This window comes from Parasphingorhabdus flavimaris, from assembly GCF_013371215.1.
In the GTDB taxonomy this organism is placed as follows: domain Bacteria; phylum Pseudomonadota; class Alphaproteobacteria; order Sphingomonadales; family Sphingomonadaceae; genus Parasphingorhabdus; species Parasphingorhabdus flavimaris.
In genome coordinates this window covers 25,252-40,715 of sequence record NZ_JABWMH010000004.1, presented here as the reverse complement: position 1 = coordinate 40,715, position 15,464 = coordinate 25,252, and the positions used below count along the sequence as shown (strand labels likewise).

Annotated in this window: 16 protein-coding genes; 8 read left to right on the top strand and 8 right to left on the bottom strand. The window is 59.5% G+C overall.

The annotated features are described in order from the left end of the window. The first annotated feature begins 4 nt into the window (after positions 1-4). The 3 genes from HUO14_RS12935 to HUO14_RS12925 are packed head-to-tail and all read left to right on the top strand — an operon-like array spanning position 5 to position 1,886. Positions 5-580, top strand: coding sequence for a hypothetical protein (locus tag HUO14_RS12935; RefSeq protein WP_176280264.1), 576 nt, complete (start codon positions 5-7; stop codon positions 578-580). 14 nt (positions 581-594) lie between these two features. Then, positions 595-1,257, top strand: a complete 663-nt coding sequence (locus HUO14_RS12930; protein ID WP_246255639.1) for a PepSY domain-containing protein — start codon at positions 595-597, stop codon at positions 1,255-1,257. Continuing rightward, positions 1,254-1,886 carry a trimeric intracellular cation channel family protein gene (locus HUO14_RS12925; protein ID WP_176280262.1) on the top strand — a complete coding sequence of 211 codons (633 nt, stop codon included), beginning with the start codon at positions 1,254-1,256 and terminating at the stop codon, positions 1,884-1,886. The genes HUO14_RS12930 and HUO14_RS12925 overlap by 4 nt, the downstream gene beginning before the upstream one ends. On the opposite strand, the gene sppA is transcribed toward HUO14_RS12925, so the two are convergent. Genes sppA through HUO14_RS12890 form a run of 7 tightly spaced genes read right to left on the bottom strand, consistent with a single transcriptional unit; the run spans position 1,859 to position 7,392 of the window. Beyond that, positions 1,859-3,745: a signal peptide peptidase SppA gene (sppA, locus tag HUO14_RS12920; protein WP_176280261.1), complete on the bottom strand. Its 1,887-nt coding sequence runs from the start codon at positions 3,743-3,745 to the stop codon at positions 1,859-1,861. The genes HUO14_RS12925 and sppA overlap by 28 nt on opposite strands. Positions 3,746-3,801: 56 nt before the next feature. After that, the gene (locus HUO14_RS12915; protein ID WP_176280260.1) at positions 3,802-4,440 is read right to left on the bottom strand and encodes an NrsF family protein; all 639 of its coding nucleotides are present in this window, start codon (positions 4,438-4,440) and stop codon (positions 3,802-3,804) included. A gap of 16 nt (positions 4,441-4,456) precedes the next feature. Next, positions 4,457-4,981 carry a sigma-70 family RNA polymerase sigma factor gene (locus HUO14_RS12910; RefSeq protein ID WP_176280259.1) on the bottom strand — a complete coding sequence of 175 codons (525 nt, stop codon included), beginning with the start codon at positions 4,979-4,981 and terminating at the stop codon, positions 4,457-4,459. A 4-nt stretch (positions 4,982-4,985) separates the two neighbouring features. After that, entirely contained in the window at positions 4,986-5,447 is a 462-nt protein-coding gene (locus HUO14_RS12905; protein WP_176280258.1) for a DoxX family protein, read from the bottom strand. Between the two features lie 6 nt (positions 5,448-5,453). After that, positions 5,454-6,182: an HvfC/BufC family peptide modification chaperone gene (locus tag HUO14_RS12900; RefSeq protein WP_176280257.1), complete on the bottom strand. Its 729-nt coding sequence runs from the start codon at positions 6,180-6,182 to the stop codon at positions 5,454-5,456. Continuing rightward, positions 6,166-7,080: an MNIO family bufferin maturase gene (gene bufB / locus HUO14_RS12895; RefSeq protein ID WP_217908021.1), complete on the bottom strand. Its 915-nt coding sequence runs from the start codon at positions 7,078-7,080 to the stop codon at positions 6,166-6,168. Before bufB ends, HUO14_RS12900 begins: the two co-directional genes overlap by 17 nt. A gap of 18 nt (positions 7,081-7,098) precedes the next feature. Continuing rightward, positions 7,099-7,392, bottom strand: a complete 294-nt coding sequence (locus HUO14_RS12890) for a BufA1 family periplasmic bufferin-type metallophore (RefSeq protein WP_176280256.1) — start codon at positions 7,390-7,392, stop codon at positions 7,099-7,101. A gap of 327 nt (positions 7,393-7,719) precedes the next feature. Between HUO14_RS12890 and groES the strand changes: the two genes are divergently transcribed. The 5 genes from groES (at position 7,720) to HUO14_RS12865 (ending at position 14,200) form a co-directional block, all read left to right on the top strand. Beyond that, complete coding sequence (gene groES, locus HUO14_RS12885; RefSeq protein ID WP_176280255.1) at positions 7,720-8,010, top strand: co-chaperone GroES; 291 nt, start codon at positions 7,720-7,722, stop codon at positions 8,008-8,010. Between the two features lie 47 nt (positions 8,011-8,057). Further along, complete coding sequence (groL, locus tag HUO14_RS12880; RefSeq protein ID WP_176280254.1) at positions 8,058-9,713, top strand: chaperonin GroEL; 1,656 nt, start codon at positions 8,058-8,060, stop codon at positions 9,711-9,713. 143 nt (positions 9,714-9,856) lie between these two features. Continuing rightward, positions 9,857-11,713, top strand: a complete 1,857-nt coding sequence (locus HUO14_RS12875; RefSeq protein WP_246255638.1) for a DUF885 domain-containing protein — start codon at positions 9,857-9,859, stop codon at positions 11,711-11,713. Positions 11,714-11,728: 15 nt separating this feature from the next. Continuing rightward, complete coding sequence (locus HUO14_RS12870; protein ID WP_176280253.1) at positions 11,729-13,105, top strand: L-serine ammonia-lyase; 1,377 nt, start codon at positions 11,729-11,731, stop codon at positions 13,103-13,105. Positions 13,106-13,126: 21 nt separating this feature from the next. Next, positions 13,127-14,200 (top strand): MBL fold metallo-hydrolase, encoded by a 1,074-nt coding sequence (locus HUO14_RS12865; RefSeq protein ID WP_176280252.1) that lies wholly within the window; start codon positions 13,127-13,129, stop codon positions 14,198-14,200. Between the two features lie 10 nt (positions 14,201-14,210). On the opposite strand, the gene HUO14_RS12860 is transcribed toward HUO14_RS12865, so the two are convergent. Further along, positions 14,211-15,434 carry an MFS transporter gene (locus HUO14_RS12860; protein ID WP_176280251.1) on the bottom strand — a complete coding sequence of 408 codons (1,224 nt, stop codon included), beginning with the start codon at positions 15,432-15,434 and terminating at the stop codon, positions 14,211-14,213. Positions 15,435-15,464 lie beyond the last annotated feature (30 nt).

The following is a 15,464-nucleotide window of genomic DNA, read 5'->3' as shown; positions in this document are numbered from 1 at the left end:
AAAGATGCATCGGCTTACCCTCTTCCTTTCCCTGCCGCTATTGCTGGCCGCATCTCCGCCCGTCACGCTGTCGAGCAATCTGCTGGAGATATCGGGTGCCTGGGCGGGCGCCATCGGAAAATTGGCCCGCATCGACGCAAGCCTGATAGCGCAAACATCGGCTCACCGGGCCGAATCCGACAGCTGTCAGTCGCGAGGCGGGAAAGAAATGGCTCGCGCGCTCTATAGTTGCTTGCCGTTATTGGAGATTTTTCACGCTTTTGAGCCGATGCGTCTGAACGTCATGACCAGAGAATGTCTGCGCGATCCTGACAGCCTGGTGAGCAAGGATTTTGCCATAAAGTCGCAGCGGTTTTTTGCCCTGACGGAGGGACGACGATATCCGGCGGCTGATGTCGCCATCGTTCATACGCATCTCATTCGGGCGCTCGTCTTCGAATCCAGGCAATCCCGGGAAGCGGCCATAGCGGAACTGGACGCTGCCATCGATGTGATCGCGTCCACCAAGATCGCCGATCCTGCCTTTGATATTCGTGAGGCTTTGTCGGAGCGCAAAGCCTTGCTCGCTGGACTTCCATGAAGCATCATAAACTCATGCGCTGGCACGTTTGGCTCGGGTGGCTGATCGGGGTGCCGATCATCATCTGGACCGCGAGCGGATTGCTGATGGTGGCCCAGCCGATCGAAAATGTCCGTGGCAATCATTTGCGTAGCGAAGCACCCATGCTGGATGCGATCCGGCCGGTCGTGCCCCTGCTGGAGGGCCGCACGGCCAAGAGCCTGACCTTGCAGCAAAATGATGCCGGTCCGTTCTGGGTGATTGCCTATGCAGACGGCGGCAAGCGGCGGGCGGATGCTCTGACCGGAGCGTTGCTGCCGCCGGTTTCAGCTGCCGAGGCGGATGCCATCGCCCGGGCGGCGCGAGCGGACAGCGCTGCAATCCGCTCGGTGACACGCTTCGATGCCGGCAACGCACCGAGCGACCAGCGCAGCGGGCGGCCCGCTTGGCAGGTCGCGTTCGACGATGATGCGCGCTTCTATATCGATGCCGATACCGGCGAGCTGCTTGCGGTGCGGACGAAATTCTGGCGGGTGTTCGATTTCATGTGGGGCCTGCATATCATGGACCTGCAGACGCGCGAAGATACCAGCCACCCGATATTGATCGGATCGGCTGCGCTCGCCCTGACGGGATCAATTCTCGGATTTGTCCTGCTGTTCACCCGGCGCAGGCGCAAGCGGAGCATATCGTCATGAATTCCACCATTTTATATAGCGCGCTGGGATGGCTCGACCTGTTCGGTATCGCGGTATTCGCGATTTCCGGTGCGCTGGTCGCAGCGCGCAACCGCCAGACCTTGGTTACCTTCGGCTTTTTCGCGCTCGTTACAGGCGTTGGCGGCGGTACGGTCCGCGATTTGTTGATCGGTGCGCCAGTCTTCTGGGTCCAGGACGCCCGCGTACCCATCCTGTGTCTGGGGATTGCCCTGCTGGTCTGGCTGACACCGGTCAAATTCTGGCGACCCGCGGCGGTCGACTGGTTCGACGCGATCGGACTGGCGGCTTATTCGGTTTTCGGTGCGGCCAAGGCGATGCAACTGGGCATCGACCCGGTTCCCGCCGCGATCATGGGGATCATCACCGCGAGCGTCGGCGGGGTGATCCGTGACCTGATCTCGGGAGAACCGTCGATCATTATCCGGCCGGAGCTTTATGTGACCGCCGGCGCGCTCGCTGCTTCGGTATTCGTCCTGCTGGTGCAGACCGGGGTGCAGGGATTTGTCGCCGCGCTGATCGCCTTTACCGCCGGATTTGCGTTGCGCGCCCTGGCAATCGTCAAGGGTCTGTCGCTACCCGCCTATCGCGGCGCCGAAGAGAAGGAATAAGCGAGCAGCCGATCTATCCATTTGGCAGATGCCTGGCTGTTCCGGTGCACGCCGGTGCCGCATTCGAGGCACAGGGCCTGGACATCTTCGCGCACCAGCAGACCCTGGGCGGCGGCCATTGCCTGGCCGACAATCGCCTTCTGGCGTTGGGCAGCCCAGCCGATGACGCCGGTTACCGGAGCGCCTTCCTGCCGGACAAAGGGAATGCCATCAAAGGGGAGCCAGGAGAGGCCGACCTTCGGGTCGAGATATTGCGCATGATATTCGCCCTTTTCGAGACCCGCCCGTTTGGCCGCTTCCGCAAGGGCCTCGGTCATGCCGCCAAAGCCGTCGACCAGGCCGAGCTGCCGCGCGGTGCCGCCGTCCCAGACGCGGCCCTGTCCGATGCTGTCGACCTCGGCCGGCGTCTTGCCGCGTGCTTCGGAAACCAGCGTCACGAAATCGCGATAGCTGTTTTCCACGCCCGACTGCAGGACCAGATTGAGATCCTCGCTGAAGCCGCCGACAAAATCCGGTTCGCCGGACAAGGGGGTGGTCTGGACGCCGTCGGCGGTGACACCCCATTTGGCGAGCGCTTTTTCAAAGCTGGGCAGAACCGCGAACACACCGATCGACCCGGTAATCGTATCCGGCTCGGCGAAAATATGGTCGCCGGCAGCGGCAATCCAGTAGCCGCCGCTGGCCGCGACATCGCCCATCGAAATGACGATCGGCAGCTTCTTTTTCTTTGCTTGCAGCAGCGCCAGGCGGATTTCCTCGCTGGCAAAGGCTGAGCCACCGGGTGAATCGACCCGGACCACCAGCGCCCTGATCTCGTCTTCGTCCAGCGCCTTGTAAATCTGTTCGGCGATGCGGCCGCTGGCGGCCTTGCCCGTTCCGCTCTTGCCGCCGATGATTTCGCCGGCGACTGTGATCACACCGATGGGCGAACCCTTGGTCTCAACCGGATTTGCGGCAACATAGTCGTCATAGTTGATGCTTTTGAAACTGTCGGGTGCGGGGGTCTCGTCCACGCCGACCTTGTCCGCAACAAACCGGTCAAAAGCGGTCTTGTCGGCGAGCTTGTCGACCAGTTTCTGCCTGATCGCGACCGAAGCAATATCGCCACCTGCTGCGGTGATGAAAGCGGCAGGATCATCGGCAAAGGGCTGGATCACAGCCTGGGGCCGCGCCTTTTTCACTTCGGCAAGCCAGCTGTCCCACAGCACGCCGTAGAGCGCTTCGGATGCTTCCCGCGATTCCGGCGACTGGTCGGCGCGCATATAGGGTTCGACGGCGCTCTTGTAGGTGCCGACGCGGTAGATATTGGCGGTCACGCCGAGCTGATCGATCAGGCCCTTGTAATAGAGGCGGTTGCCGCCGGGGCCGGCGAAGATAATTCCGCCCATCGGGTCCATCCAGATTTCGGTGGCATGGGCCGCCAGCTGATAGCCGTCATCGCCGAAGAAATTGGCAAAGGCATAGACGGGCTTTCCTGCCTTCCTGGCCCGGTCGAGCGCTTCGCCGACATCGGTCAGGCTGGTCTGGCCCCCGCCGATGAAACGGCTGAGGTCAAGAACGATGGCTTTGACGCGGTCATCCTCGACCGTTGCATCGATCGCGCGGACGACGTCGCGCAGGCGATATTCGCGCGGACTGTCACTATTGCTGGCGAGTAGGTCTTCGAACGTCGGTGCGGCCGGTTCTTCGACAATCACGCCGTTCAGGTCGAGCAAGAAGGCGCCGTCGCGGATCGACGCGCTGTTCGGCTGCGCTGACAACAGGGAATAGAGCAGACCGAAGAACAGCAGCATGGCGATCAGGACCATGCCGTCCTTGATGGCGACCAGAAATCTCCATGCTGCCCGTGCAAATTGCATATTCATGTCCCTGCGTTGACTGGATTACCTGCCCTATATGGGATCGGATCGGGAGATTACCAGCGGATAAGGTGCGGAACGACCAGGCGGCCGACCACGGCGCACAGGACCACCGCCAGCGAATACCACAGCCCGACATAGAATATGCTGTTGAACGGGCAATGCAGGCTATAGGCGGCTGCGCCCAGAGCGCCAGAAGACATGCCGACCAGCCATCCGGCGCGATTAAGCGCGACCGGCGCGCCGCGCCGGAGCCACATGATCTGGGTTGCGGCTATACCGGTCCCCAGCAGCATGCTGATGCCCAGACATTCGAGGCCATAGCGCGGCACCAGTATCGCCATATTATCCGGCGCGGCCATCATCGCCATGACGATGGCTGTGGCCGGAAAGAGCAAGGCGGCCAGCAATGCCCAGACCCAGCCCTTGAAGCTGTTGCCGACGGCGGGCTGGCTCATCGCGATGACCGCATAGCTGCTGGTCACGCCAAGCAAAAGCAAGGCGCCGGCGCGCAGAAAGAACATCGGGTGCGGTATGCCCATCAATATGTCGCCACGGAGCCCGCCGAACACTGCAACGGCGACCGCAAAAACAGCAGCGATCACCAGAGTCAGTGCCAGCCCGCTCCGGGCCTTCAACGGTTTGACCGGTGTCAGGTCATCGACCAGGCTATCTATCATCTTGTCTGACATCATTTAAACTCTTCTATTTTCATTCGGTCTCAACCATCGATGAGAGCTTTTTGAGACCGCGATGGATATTCACTTTGACCAGTGATTCCGACTGCCCGGTCATCGCCGAGGCCTCGTTGATGCTGAGGCCCTCAATCTTGACCAGACTGATCACTTCGGCCTGTTTTTCGGGGAGCATCCCCAGCAACCGTGCCAGGCTGACCCTGGCGGTCATGTCCTCGTCCTGCGGATCGGCGACCATTTCTTCAAACAGCTGGTCATGTTCGTGCCGGTATATTTTGCGCAAACTGTCGATCCAGCGGTAGCGTCCGATGGCGGCCAGCCAGGGCAGGAACGCTTTTGTCGGATCGTAGCTGGCGCGCTTGCGGTGGAGCGAGATCAATGTTTCCTGCACCAGATCATCGATCGCCGACGGGTTGATCTTTCGACCATAATAGCGGCGCAGCCATTTTTCGCATTCGGTGAGCAGACTGGCATAGCAAAGCTTGTCGCCGCCCTGTGCCCTGATCATCAGATGACGAAAGGTTTCCTCGTTCGCGATCACCGGATCAGCCCAGTTTGTGACCGGTCAGCCGGTCCAGCGAGAATATGCCGCCGCCTCGCACGATCAGGACAAGCGCCATCGCGACCCAGAGGATATGGGTCTGCCACCAGATGATCATTTCCGGGAACACGAATATCTGGATCACCATGGTCATCGCCAATATGCCGAGTGCTCCAAGCCGCGTTGCCAACCCGAGAACCAGCAGGACCGGCAGCAAATGCTCCATATAGGTGGTCACATAGGCACCCAGGTCGCCGTTGAGTATCGGCACCTGGTTGAACGGGGCGTCCGAAAACTGGTAGAATGTCGTGTCCTTGATCGTCAGGATGCTGCCTTCTTCAACCTTGGTACGGGCCGACCGCCAGAATATTCCGGCGAGGGCGATACGGGTAACCAGAAGCGCGATGCCCTCGGGAATGGTGCCGCCGATCAGGCCGACCAGTTTCTTTGTCATCTTCTTGTTCATGTTCTTCTACCCCTGAATGCGCGTCATCGCCCCGGCCTGGATCAGCGTGATAATATGCTGCATTGCCGTTGTTTCATCCCCCAGTTCGAGCGCATGCGCCAAAAGGTTACCCATGGTTCCGCTATCGGCAATTTTTTCGGCAATCGCCTGTTCCACTGTATCGAGCGGGTGGAGAGAAACCAGCGCTTCCGGGCGGGCGACCATCAGCGCGCTCGGGTCCGTCTCGACCAGTTCGCCGAGTTCCGGCGACATCGGCCCGGTGATCTTTATCAGTCGCATGGCCGGATGGGCGGCGACCGGGAAAGCGAGCAGCGCGTCTTCGGGCAGGGCGGCAATGTCGGTCAGCGCAACCGGCGTGGCCTCTGCGGCGCGATAGCTCTCGATCCACGCCCATTCGATCCGGGCGAGATCGATTGCGGTGCCTGCCTGTTCGCGAGTCACCAGAAAATTCGGGAAATCGGCGGCAATGTGATTGATGTCGCAGGCCATGACATGGCCCTGATCGACATAATCGCGGGAAATGGCGTGGAAGGTTTCATGGCCCATATGGGCGTGCAGTCGCGGAAAACTGTCCTCCAGCGACACCAGACGGGCGTGCGAGATGTTGTTCGCATGCGCCTTCAGGCCAAGCAACGCGCGTTCCGCATCCTGCGCGAACAGGTCGTCGGGAAAATGCCCGGGGCCCTTCTGAAGGCAGGCGATGAAGCGCGACTGGCCGTCAGCGAGCGAGGGCATGGCGGGACTCTTCCAGCGAAGCATTGGTCAGAACAGCGTCTGCCTTGGCGACCTCGGCCATCAGCACATCATATTCGGGAATATTGCTGTCCCATTCGATCAGGGTCGGTTTGGGACCGGCCCGTTCGACAAAGCGGCGGTAGAGGTTCCAGGTGATATCGCTGACAATCGAGCCATGATCGTCGATCAGCAGCGGCCCGCTGTCATGTTCTTCCCTCGCATGGCCGGCCAGATGGATCTCGCCGACGATTCCCGGGTCGATCGCGTCGATATAGTCCTGCATGTCTAGTCCGACATTGGTGGCGCTGACCTCGACATTGTTGATATCGAACAGCAGTCCGCAGCCCGATGTCCTGCACAAGGCGTGGATGAAGTCGGTCTCGCCCATTTCGTCGTCGCGATAGGAGAGATAGCGGGACGGATTCTCGATCAGGATGGCGCGTTGCAGCCGGTCCTGGACCTTGCCGATCTCGCCGGCAAAATGATGCAGCGCTTCTTGCGTGTAGGGAATGGGGAGCAGATCGGGATAGCGGTCATGGGCATTGCCGCTCCAGCTGAGATGGTCGGACACCATCGCCGGCTGGTACCGGTCACAAAGTGCGGCGATATTTTCCAGATCGTCGCGGTTGAGCCCGTCCGCGCTGCCGAGGGACAGGCCGACGCTGTGAAAGCTCAGGGGATAAACCCCGGCGATGGCGGTGAGCCAGCGGTGTGCCGGGCCGCCATCGCCGAAGTAATTCTGTGGATGAACCTCAACCCAGGAAGGTCGTTTCGCCGCCGTGTCATCGTCGAGCACATGGGTGTAATGCACCGATTTAAGGCCTATGCCACTCAATGGAGGGAGGGAACATGGCACAGGCGTGGCTGGCGAAGCGTCGGGATCAGAAATCGGAATCATCCACGGAATCTAGCGCGTTCAGCCCTTTTTAGGAACCGGTTTCGCATTGCCCTCGTGCGCGGTCAGCGTGCCGCCCATTTTGACGCAGGCGCCCTTGGCGACATAGTTCCAGGCATTGCCCTGATAATTCACGGTCGATGTTCCGGCGCAGCTCGTGCCCGGCCCGGCGGCGCAGTCATTCTTGCCGGCAAGCGCGACGCCATAGCATTTCTCCTTGGCCCCGGCGGCTTCAGCAGCGGTGGCGGAAAGGGACAGTGTCGCGGCGGCAGCCAGTGATGCAGCGGCGGCGGTGGTTTTCATTAGAACAGACATGAAATTTTCCTCTCTTGTATATGGGGGAACAGGTGCGAGCCTGCCAATGCGGGCTCGTGATGATATTCGGCGGCGCTGGCGATCCGGTTACACAGCGCTTCCGTAGCATTGCGTATTGCAGAAAAAAGAATCGGAATGCCTTGGAAATCCAACAAAAATTAACCAAAATAATTTCTGTCCTTTCCCTTGACGGTGGATGAATAAGGACTACATGGGGCCTGTTAGCACTCGGAAGCATAGAGTGCTAATTCACATATATTCTGCTCTTCCGGTCGGCGGCGAACCGCTGGCATGAAGAGATTTGGATTGGGCAAGAAAGGGAAATCTATGAAATTTCGTCCATTACATGACCGTGTACTGGTGCGCCGCGTAGAAGCGGATACCAAAACTGCGGGCGGCATCATCATTCCGGATAGCGCACAGGAAAAGCCATCAGAAGGCAAGGTTGTCGCTGTCGGCAATGGCCTGAAAGACGACAATGGCAAGACCACAGCGCTTGACGTCAAAAAAGGCGACAAGATCCTGTTCGGCAAATGGTCCGGCACCGAAGTCACCGTTGACGGCGAAGAGCTGATCATCATGAAGGAAAGCGATATTCTCGGTATTATCGAGAAGTAATTGCTTCCCCCATCATAATTTCAATCAACTAAGCAGAGGAAAATATCATGGCTGCTAAAGACGTAAAATTTGGTCGCGATGCCCGCGAACGCATCCTCAAGGGTGTGAACACGCTGGCTGACGCCGTTAAGGTAACCCTCGGTCCCAAAGGCCGTAATGTTGTGCTCGACAAGAGCTTTGGCGCACCGCGCATCACCAAGGACGGTGTTTCGGTTGCCAAGGAAATTGAACTGAAAGACAAGTTCGAGAATATGGGCGCACAGATGCTTCGTGAAGTCGCATCGAAAACCAACGATGTTGCCGGCGACGGCACCACCACTGCTACCGTTCTCGCTCAGGCTATCGTCAAGGAAGGCATGAAATCCGTTTCTGCCGGCATGAATCCGATGGATCTGAAGCGCGGTATCGACCAGGCGGTTGAAGCTGTTGTTGCGGACATCAAGAAGCGTTCGAAAGACGTCAAGGGTACGCAGGAAATCGCTCAGGTTGGCATCATCTCCGCCAATGGCGACCGTGAAGTTGGCGAGAAAATCGCTGAAGCCATGGAAAAAGTCGGCAAAGAAGGCGTGATCACGGTTGAAGAAGCCAAGGGTCTCGACTTTGAACTCGACGTTGTCGAAGGCATGCAGTTCGACCGCGGTTACCTGTCGCCCTATTTCATCACCAACCCGGACAAGATGATTGCGGACCTCGAAAATCCCTACATCCTGATCCACGAAAAGAAGCTGACCAACCTGCAGCCACTGCTCCCGATTCTGGAAGCTGTTGTTCAGGCTGGACGCCCGCTTCTGATCATTGCCGAAGATATTGAAGGCGAAGCGCTCGCGACCCTCGTGGTCAATAAGCTGCGCGGCGGCCTGAAGATCGCAGCGGTCAAGGCACCTGGTTTCGGCGATCGTCGCAAAGCGATGCTCGAAGATATCGCGATCCTGACCAAGGGCGAAATGATCTCCGAAGATCTCGGCATCAAGCTGGAAAGCGTTACGCTGAACATGCTCGGTGAAGCCAAGAATGTCACGATCGACAAGGATAACACCACGATCGTCGACGGTGCCGGCAAGAAAACCGACATCAAGGCACGCGTTGAAGCGATCCGTAACCAGATCGAAAACACCACATCTGACTATGACAAAGAGAAGCTGCAGGAACGTCTGGCGAAACTCGCTGGCGGTGTTGCCGTGATCAAGGTCGGTGGTGCTACCGAAGTTGAAGTGAAAGAGAAGAAAGACCGTGTCGACGACGCGCTGCACGCAACCCGTGCTGCCGTTGAAGAAGGCATTGTCCCGGGCGGCGGTGCTGCACTTCTCTATGCTACTTCGGCTCTCAAAGGTCTTGAAGGCATCAACGACGACCAGACCCGCGGCATCGACATCGTTCGTCGTGCGCTGCAGGCTCCGGTTCGCCAGATCGCTGAAAATGCGGGCTTTGACGGCGCGGTTGTAGCCGGCAAGATGCTGGACCAGAAGAGCAAGGAATTCGGCTTCAACGCATCGACCGATGTTTATGAAGACCTTGTTAAAGCCGGCGTCATCGATCCTACCAAGGTTGTCCGTGCTGCACTGCAGGATGCTTCCTCGGTTGCCGGTCTGCTGATCACCACCGAAGCGGCTGTGGCAGAAACGCCATCAGACGACAAAGCTGGCGGCGGCGGCATGCCCGACATGGGCGGCATGGGCGGCGGCATGGGCGGAATGGGCTTCTAAACCCAACCACCCAGCTAAGGCTGAACCAAACAAGAGGGGCTGGAAGGAAACTTCCGGCCCTTTTTTTATCAACGCCAGATGCGTTTCCAAATTCCGTTACATGTGCAATGGAAGTTCCATTGAATAATATGACGAGAGGATGAATGAACATGCGGATCCGGTCTTTTCTTTTGAGCACGGCTTTATTGAGCGGACTGGCCGCTCTCCCGATGGTGCCAGCCGCGGCACTGGCAACAGAGCAAGCGGCAACCGAAGCGGCGAGCGAGACCGATCGCATCAACCGGTGGTTCGACGAGAAATATGAAGAAGAACTCGCGTTCAGCCCGATCGAACAGACGTTCATCGGGCGCAAGACCAGCTATGGTCTGATCGACGATTTCAGCGACGCCGGCGCGGATCGCGAACTGGCGTGGCGACGCGCTGCGGTTGCGGAAATGAAAAGCCGCTTTGACTATGAGAAGCTCTCGCAGGACGCCAAAATCTCTTATGATATCTGGGTCTATAATCTCGAACAGGCCGAAGCCGGTCTGGCGTTCCGGACGAACCGCTATGCGCTGCACCAGCATAATGGGCTGCAGTCATTTTTCCCGACATTTCTGATCAACACCCACAAGGTCGAATCCGAAGCGGATATGCTCGGGTTTATCCAGCGGCTGTCGGGGGTTGCTACTGCGCTCGATCAGCTTCTGGCGCGCGCAAAAACCAATGCCGCAGCCGGAACCCGGCCGCCACGTTTCGCCTATGAAGGCGTGATCGACCAGTCGCGCAAGATCATCAGCGGCGCGCCCTTCGACGATGGAGAGCCTTCGGCAATCTGGACTGCGACCGAAGAGAAGTTGCAGGGGCTGGTCGACGAGGAGATCATCAACGCAGCGCGCGCGGATGTGCTGCGCGGCGAAGCGCGGGCGGCCCTGACCGGCACGTTTGCACCAGCCTATCAGCGGATCATCGCCTGGTATGAAGCCGACCTGCCCAACACCGACGCGGCGCCAAAAGGCGCGGGCACTCTGGCGAACGGAACGGCTTTCTACGATTACCGCCTTGCCAACCAGACAACGACGCAATTGACCGCCGACGAGATTCACAATCTGGGTCTCAGCGAAGTGGCCCGGTTGCGGGCCGACATGGAAGCGGTCAAGGATCAGGTGGAATTTGACGGCGATCTGAAGGCTTTCTTCAAGTTCATCCGTGAGGACGACCGCTTTTATTTCTCCGACGACGATGCCGGAGCGGACCAATATATTGCGGCGGCCAAGGGGCATATCGAGGCGCTGAAGGAAAAACTGCCGGATTATTTCGGCATATTGCCCAAGGCCGATCTCGAGGTGCGCCGGGTCGAATCCTTCCGCGAGCGGGACGGCGCGGCCCAGCATTATCGCAGCGGCACGCCGGACGGATCGCGGCCGGGCATCTATTATGCCCATCTTTCCGACATGCGGGCGATGCCGATCCCGACGCTTGAGGTGATTGCCTATCACGAAGGCCTGCCCGGGCATCATATGCAGATTTCAATCGCTCAGGAACTCACCGGCATTCCGGTGTTCCGCACCCAGGCGGGTTATACCGCCTATAGCGAAGGCTGGGGTCTCTATTCGGAGAAGCTCGCCAAGGAAATGGGCGGCTATCAGGATCCCTATTCCGAATTCGGACGGCTCACCAGCGAGATCTGGCGGGCGATCCGGCTGGTGGTCGATACCGGTCTGCACAGCAAGGGCTGGAGCGAGGAGCAGGCGGTGGCCTATTTCCTTGAAAACAGTTCGATTCCCGAAGCGGCGGTGCGTTCTGAAGTCCGCCGCTATCTGGTCAATCCGGGCCAGGCGACCAGCTACAAGATCGGCATGATCAAGATCCTCGAACTGCGTGCCCGGGCTCAGGAGAAACTGGGTGACCAGTTCGATATCAGGGCTTTTCACGATGTCATCCTTGGCGGTGGCGCTCTGCCGCTCGGCATATTGGAACAGCGCGTCGACCAGTGGATCGCCGAAACGCTGGTGTCTTAAAGGTCAGGATGCGAGATGGTCTGTAGCACATTCGAGCTGTTCAAGATCGGCGTAGGGCCGTCCAGTTCTCACACGATGGGACCGATGCTGGCGGGGGCGCAATTTGTCGAGCGGGTGGCCGATAGCGGGCGGTTGAGCGAGGTCACCCGTCTCGAGACATTGCTGTTCGGTTCGCTGGCGCTGACCGGCAAGGGCCACGCGACCGACCGGGCGATCCTGCTGGGTCTTAGTGGCCAGCGCCCGGAAGATATCGAGCCGGATGCAGCCGATTTGCTCGTCGACACGATACGGGAGTCGATGCAGATCAGGTTGAACGATGCCCATGTCATCGCTTTCGATGAAGCAAACGACGTGATCTTCGACCAGAAAAAGCGGCTCGACTTCCACAGCAATGCGATGCGGTTCAATGCGTTCCATGGTGATGAACTGCTCGCAACCCGGGTCTATTATTCGGTCGGCGGCGGCGCGATTCTCGACGAGGACCAGATCGGCAGCAACAATCCGGAAAGCGGCCTGTGGGACGTGCCTTACAGTTTTTGCTCGGGCGCTGATCTGCTCAGGATCGCGGCGGACGAGAATATCTCCATCGCCGACATCATGCGCGCCAACGAGCGCACTCGCCAGACCGATGAACAGACCAGTGTCGCGATCCGCGAGATTGCCGATGCGATGTCGGCCTGCATCGACCGCGGGATATTGCAGGGTGGCATCTTGCCCGGCGGGCTGCGGGTCAAGCGCCGCGCCCCGCTGATCCACGCGCGACTGATGGAGCGACAGGAACGATCGCTGTCCGATCCGCTGACCATATTGGACTGGGTCAATCTCTGGGCGCTGGCGGTCAACGAAGAAAATGCCGCGGGCGGCAAGGTGGTGACCGCTCCGACCAATGGTGCCGCCGGCATCGTCCCGTCGGTGCTGCGCTTTTACGAGCGGTTCGCGCCCAAGGCGGATGCAGCGGGCGTCGAGACATTCCTGCTGACCGCTGCCGCGATTGGATCGCTGTTCAAGGAAAATGCCTCGATCTCCGGTGCAGAAGTCGGCTGCCAGGGCGAGGTCGGGGTCGCCTGCTCGATGGCCGCCGCCGGTCTGACGGCCGCCTGGGGCGGGACTCCGCTGCAGGTCGAAAATGCCGCCGAGATCGGGATGGAGCATAATCTCGGCCTGACCTGTGATCCGGTCGGCGGACTGGTGCAGGTCCCGTGTATTGAACGCAATGCAGTGGGCGCGGTCAAGGCGATCGAGGCGGCGCGGCTCGCGATTCTCGGCGATGGCACGCATCGGGTCAGTCTCGATGAAGTGATCGAAACCATGCGCAAGACGGGGCTGGACATGAGCGACCGTTACAAGGAAACCTCGCAAGGCGGTTTGGCCGTCAATCTGGTAGAATGCTGAACCGGACAATGGGAGTTTGTCATGAAGAAACTGGGTATCGGACTGGTGATATTGGTGTTGCTGCTGGTCGGCGCCGGGATAATGTTTCGTGAGCCAATCGGCGAACGCATGTTTGCACGTGCGGTCGCGACCGGAGTCGTGCGCGACGTGATCGGCGGTCTGCCCGACGGAATGCACGTCGCGCTATGCGGTTCGGGTTCGCCGCTTCCCGATCCGACCCGGGCCGGTCCCTGTTCGGCGGTGATCATCGATGGCAGGATGTTCATTGTCGATATCGGCGGTGGCGCCGTGCGCAATCTCGGGCTGATGGGTCTCAATCCCGGCGCGGTGGAAGCCTTGCTGCTCACCCATTTCCACAGCGATCATATCGACGGCATGGGAGAATTGATGCTGCAGCGCTGGGCCGGCGGTGGCCGGGACGCGCCCCTGCCGGTGATTGCACCAGAGGGCGTGGCAGCGATCGTCGACGGTCTGAACGCGGCCTATGCGGCCGACGTGCAATATCGCATCGCCCATCATGGAGAAGCGACGATGCCGCCGTCCGGCGCCGGTGGCGAAGCCAGATCATTTCCCGCTCCACAGGGGCAGGACCAAGTCATTGTCTATCAGCAGGACGGTATCAAGATTACCGCATTTCCGGTGTCCCACAAGCCGATCTCGCCGGCGGTCGGCTATCGTTTCGATTACAAGGGCCGATCGGTCGTGTTCAGCGGGGATACGGTCAGGCAGACCGCCGTGGAAAAAGCCTGCAACGGATGCGACCTGCTGGTGCACGAAGTGTTGAATGCAGAGATGGTCGGCACCGTGGAAGCGGCTTTTGACAAAGCCGGTCGCACGCGGATGGTCAAGATCATGTCGGACATTCCGGATTATCACACGACGCCGGTCGAAGCGGCGAAAGCGGCGCGGGCGGCCGGGGCGAAGATGCTCGTCTTCTCCCATATCGTTCCGGCGCTGCCGCTCGACTATCTCGAGGGGTATTTCATGAAGGGCGTCGCTGGCGCTTTCGAAGGGCCAGTAGTTCTCGGGAAGGACGGCATGTTGTTCAGCCTGCCCGCCAAAGAGGACAGGATCGAGCGGGACAGTTTGCTCTAGCGTTGTCCGGTCATGCCTTGTGTCGAGCCAGCGATGACTGATTTTCGTCTCTGGCTGGCTTGAAACGCAAGCCCCAGAGCGAAAGTCCCATGATCGTCACCGCATAGCAGATCGCCATGATCGAAATGCCCGGCCATCCGGCAAATTCATAAGTGGCGGCGCCCAGCCAACTCGATATGCCGCCGCCGATAAACATGATCACGATATAGATGGTCATCAGCCGGGTCCGGATTTCCGGGGCGCGGCTGAACAATATCGTGCGGCTGCAGATATCAACCGATGCGCCGCCAATGCTGTTGAAAATGACCGCGACGACCAGCAACCAGAGATTATTGCCGGCAAAGGGGAGCAGGGAGACGCCGGCGAGCTGTACCATGCAGAAATAGATGCGGGCGCGTTCCGCTCCGATATGGTCCGCGAACCGGCCAGCATAAGGCGAGCCGAAAACATTGACGATGGCGATGATCGCAAGATAACCGACCGTATCGACGCCATAACCATTGCGCGGCAGATGCAGGCCGATTGCCAGCCAGAGCGCGAGGAACAGTCCGAACGAGAGCGCCTGGATCATACCGCCGAGAGGCACTTCCGGCATCGATTTCATGATCGGCCACAAGGACCGGAGCAATTCGCTGTAACGCGGGGGCTCGACGTCTGAGGGCTTTTCGTCCTGTCTGCGCTCCATGATCGAAGGCAGGAGGACCACCAGCAATCCCATGCAAGCCACGCCGACCCAGTAGGCCGAGCGCCAGCCGAAATAATGACCGAGCAAGCCGCCGCCAACCCGGCTGCCCAATATGCCCAGCGTCACGCCTGCGGTCATTATGCCTGTGACATGGCCGATCCGACCGGGCGCGACGCGCCGGGTAACATAAGCGGGCAACAGATAGGGCGCGATGGTAACAAAGCCGAGCAGCGACGAAGCGGTGGCGAACAGGAGGAAGCTGCCGGACAGCGCCATCGCCAGCATCGCGAGAAACTGGCCCGCCACGAATATTGTCACCAGCTTGCGGTTGTTGATCCGGTCGCCGAGCGGCAGCAGCAATAATATCCCGAGCGCCAGAGCGATCTGGTTGAGCGCGGGAACCAGTCCGATGGTCGCGCCGCTGACCCCGAATTCTTCTGCCACCGGTGTGACCAGGGGGTGAATATAATAGCCGTTGGCGACCACCGCCGCCGAAGACAGGGCGAAGAGGAAAAGCTTGAGCTCGCTGATTTGCGCGGGATTGTCCATTTACGTCTTGGCCTACGCGATAACGATGTA

What these genes read in the sequence shown, in the direction of transcription:
- HUO14_RS12915 (WP_176280260.1), bottom strand. Translation starts at nt 4,440, where the DNA reads ATGATGTCAGACAAGATGATAGATAGCCTGGTCGATGACCTGACACCG.
- HUO14_RS12875 (WP_246255638.1), top strand. Translation starts at nt 9,857, where the DNA reads ATGAACATGCGGATCCGGTCTTTTCTTTTGAGCACGGCTTTATTGAGC.
- bufB (WP_217908021.1), bottom strand. Translation starts at nt 7,080, where the DNA reads ATGATTCCGATTTCTGATCCCGACGCTTCGCCAGCCACGCCTGTGCCA.
- HUO14_RS12935 (WP_176280264.1), top strand. Translation starts at nt 5, where the DNA reads ATGCATCGGCTTACCCTCTTCCTTTCCCTGCCGCTATTGCTGGCCGCA.
- groES (WP_176280255.1), top strand. Translation starts at nt 7,720, where the DNA reads ATGAAATTTCGTCCATTACATGACCGTGTACTGGTGCGCCGCGTAGAA.
- HUO14_RS12905 (WP_176280258.1), bottom strand. Translation starts at nt 5,447, where the DNA reads ATGAACAAGAAGATGACAAAGAAACTGGTCGGCCTGATCGGCGGCACC.
- HUO14_RS12870 (WP_176280253.1), top strand. Translation starts at nt 11,729, where the DNA reads ATGGTCTGTAGCACATTCGAGCTGTTCAAGATCGGCGTAGGGCCGTCC.
- HUO14_RS12890 (WP_176280256.1), bottom strand. Translation starts at nt 7,392, where the DNA reads ATGTCTGTTCTAATGAAAACCACCGCCGCCGCTGCATCACTGGCTGCC.
- HUO14_RS12865 (WP_176280252.1), top strand. Translation starts at nt 13,127, where the DNA reads ATGAAGAAACTGGGTATCGGACTGGTGATATTGGTGTTGCTGCTGGTC.
- sppA (WP_176280261.1), bottom strand. Translation starts at nt 3,745, where the DNA reads ATGCAATTTGCACGGGCAGCATGGAGATTTCTGGTCGCCATCAAGGAC.
- HUO14_RS12900 (WP_176280257.1), bottom strand. Translation starts at nt 6,182, where the DNA reads ATGCCCTCGCTCGCTGACGGCCAGTCGCGCTTCATCGCCTGCCTTCAG.
- HUO14_RS12925 (WP_176280262.1), top strand. Translation starts at nt 1,254, where the DNA reads ATGAATTCCACCATTTTATATAGCGCGCTGGGATGGCTCGACCTGTTC.
- HUO14_RS12860 (WP_176280251.1), bottom strand. Translation starts at nt 15,434, where the DNA reads ATGGACAATCCCGCGCAAATCAGCGAGCTCAAGCTTTTCCTCTTCGCC.
- HUO14_RS12930 (WP_246255639.1), top strand. Translation starts at nt 595, where the DNA reads ATGCGCTGGCACGTTTGGCTCGGGTGGCTGATCGGGGTGCCGATCATC.
- groL (WP_176280254.1), top strand. Translation starts at nt 8,058, where the DNA reads ATGGCTGCTAAAGACGTAAAATTTGGTCGCGATGCCCGCGAACGCATC.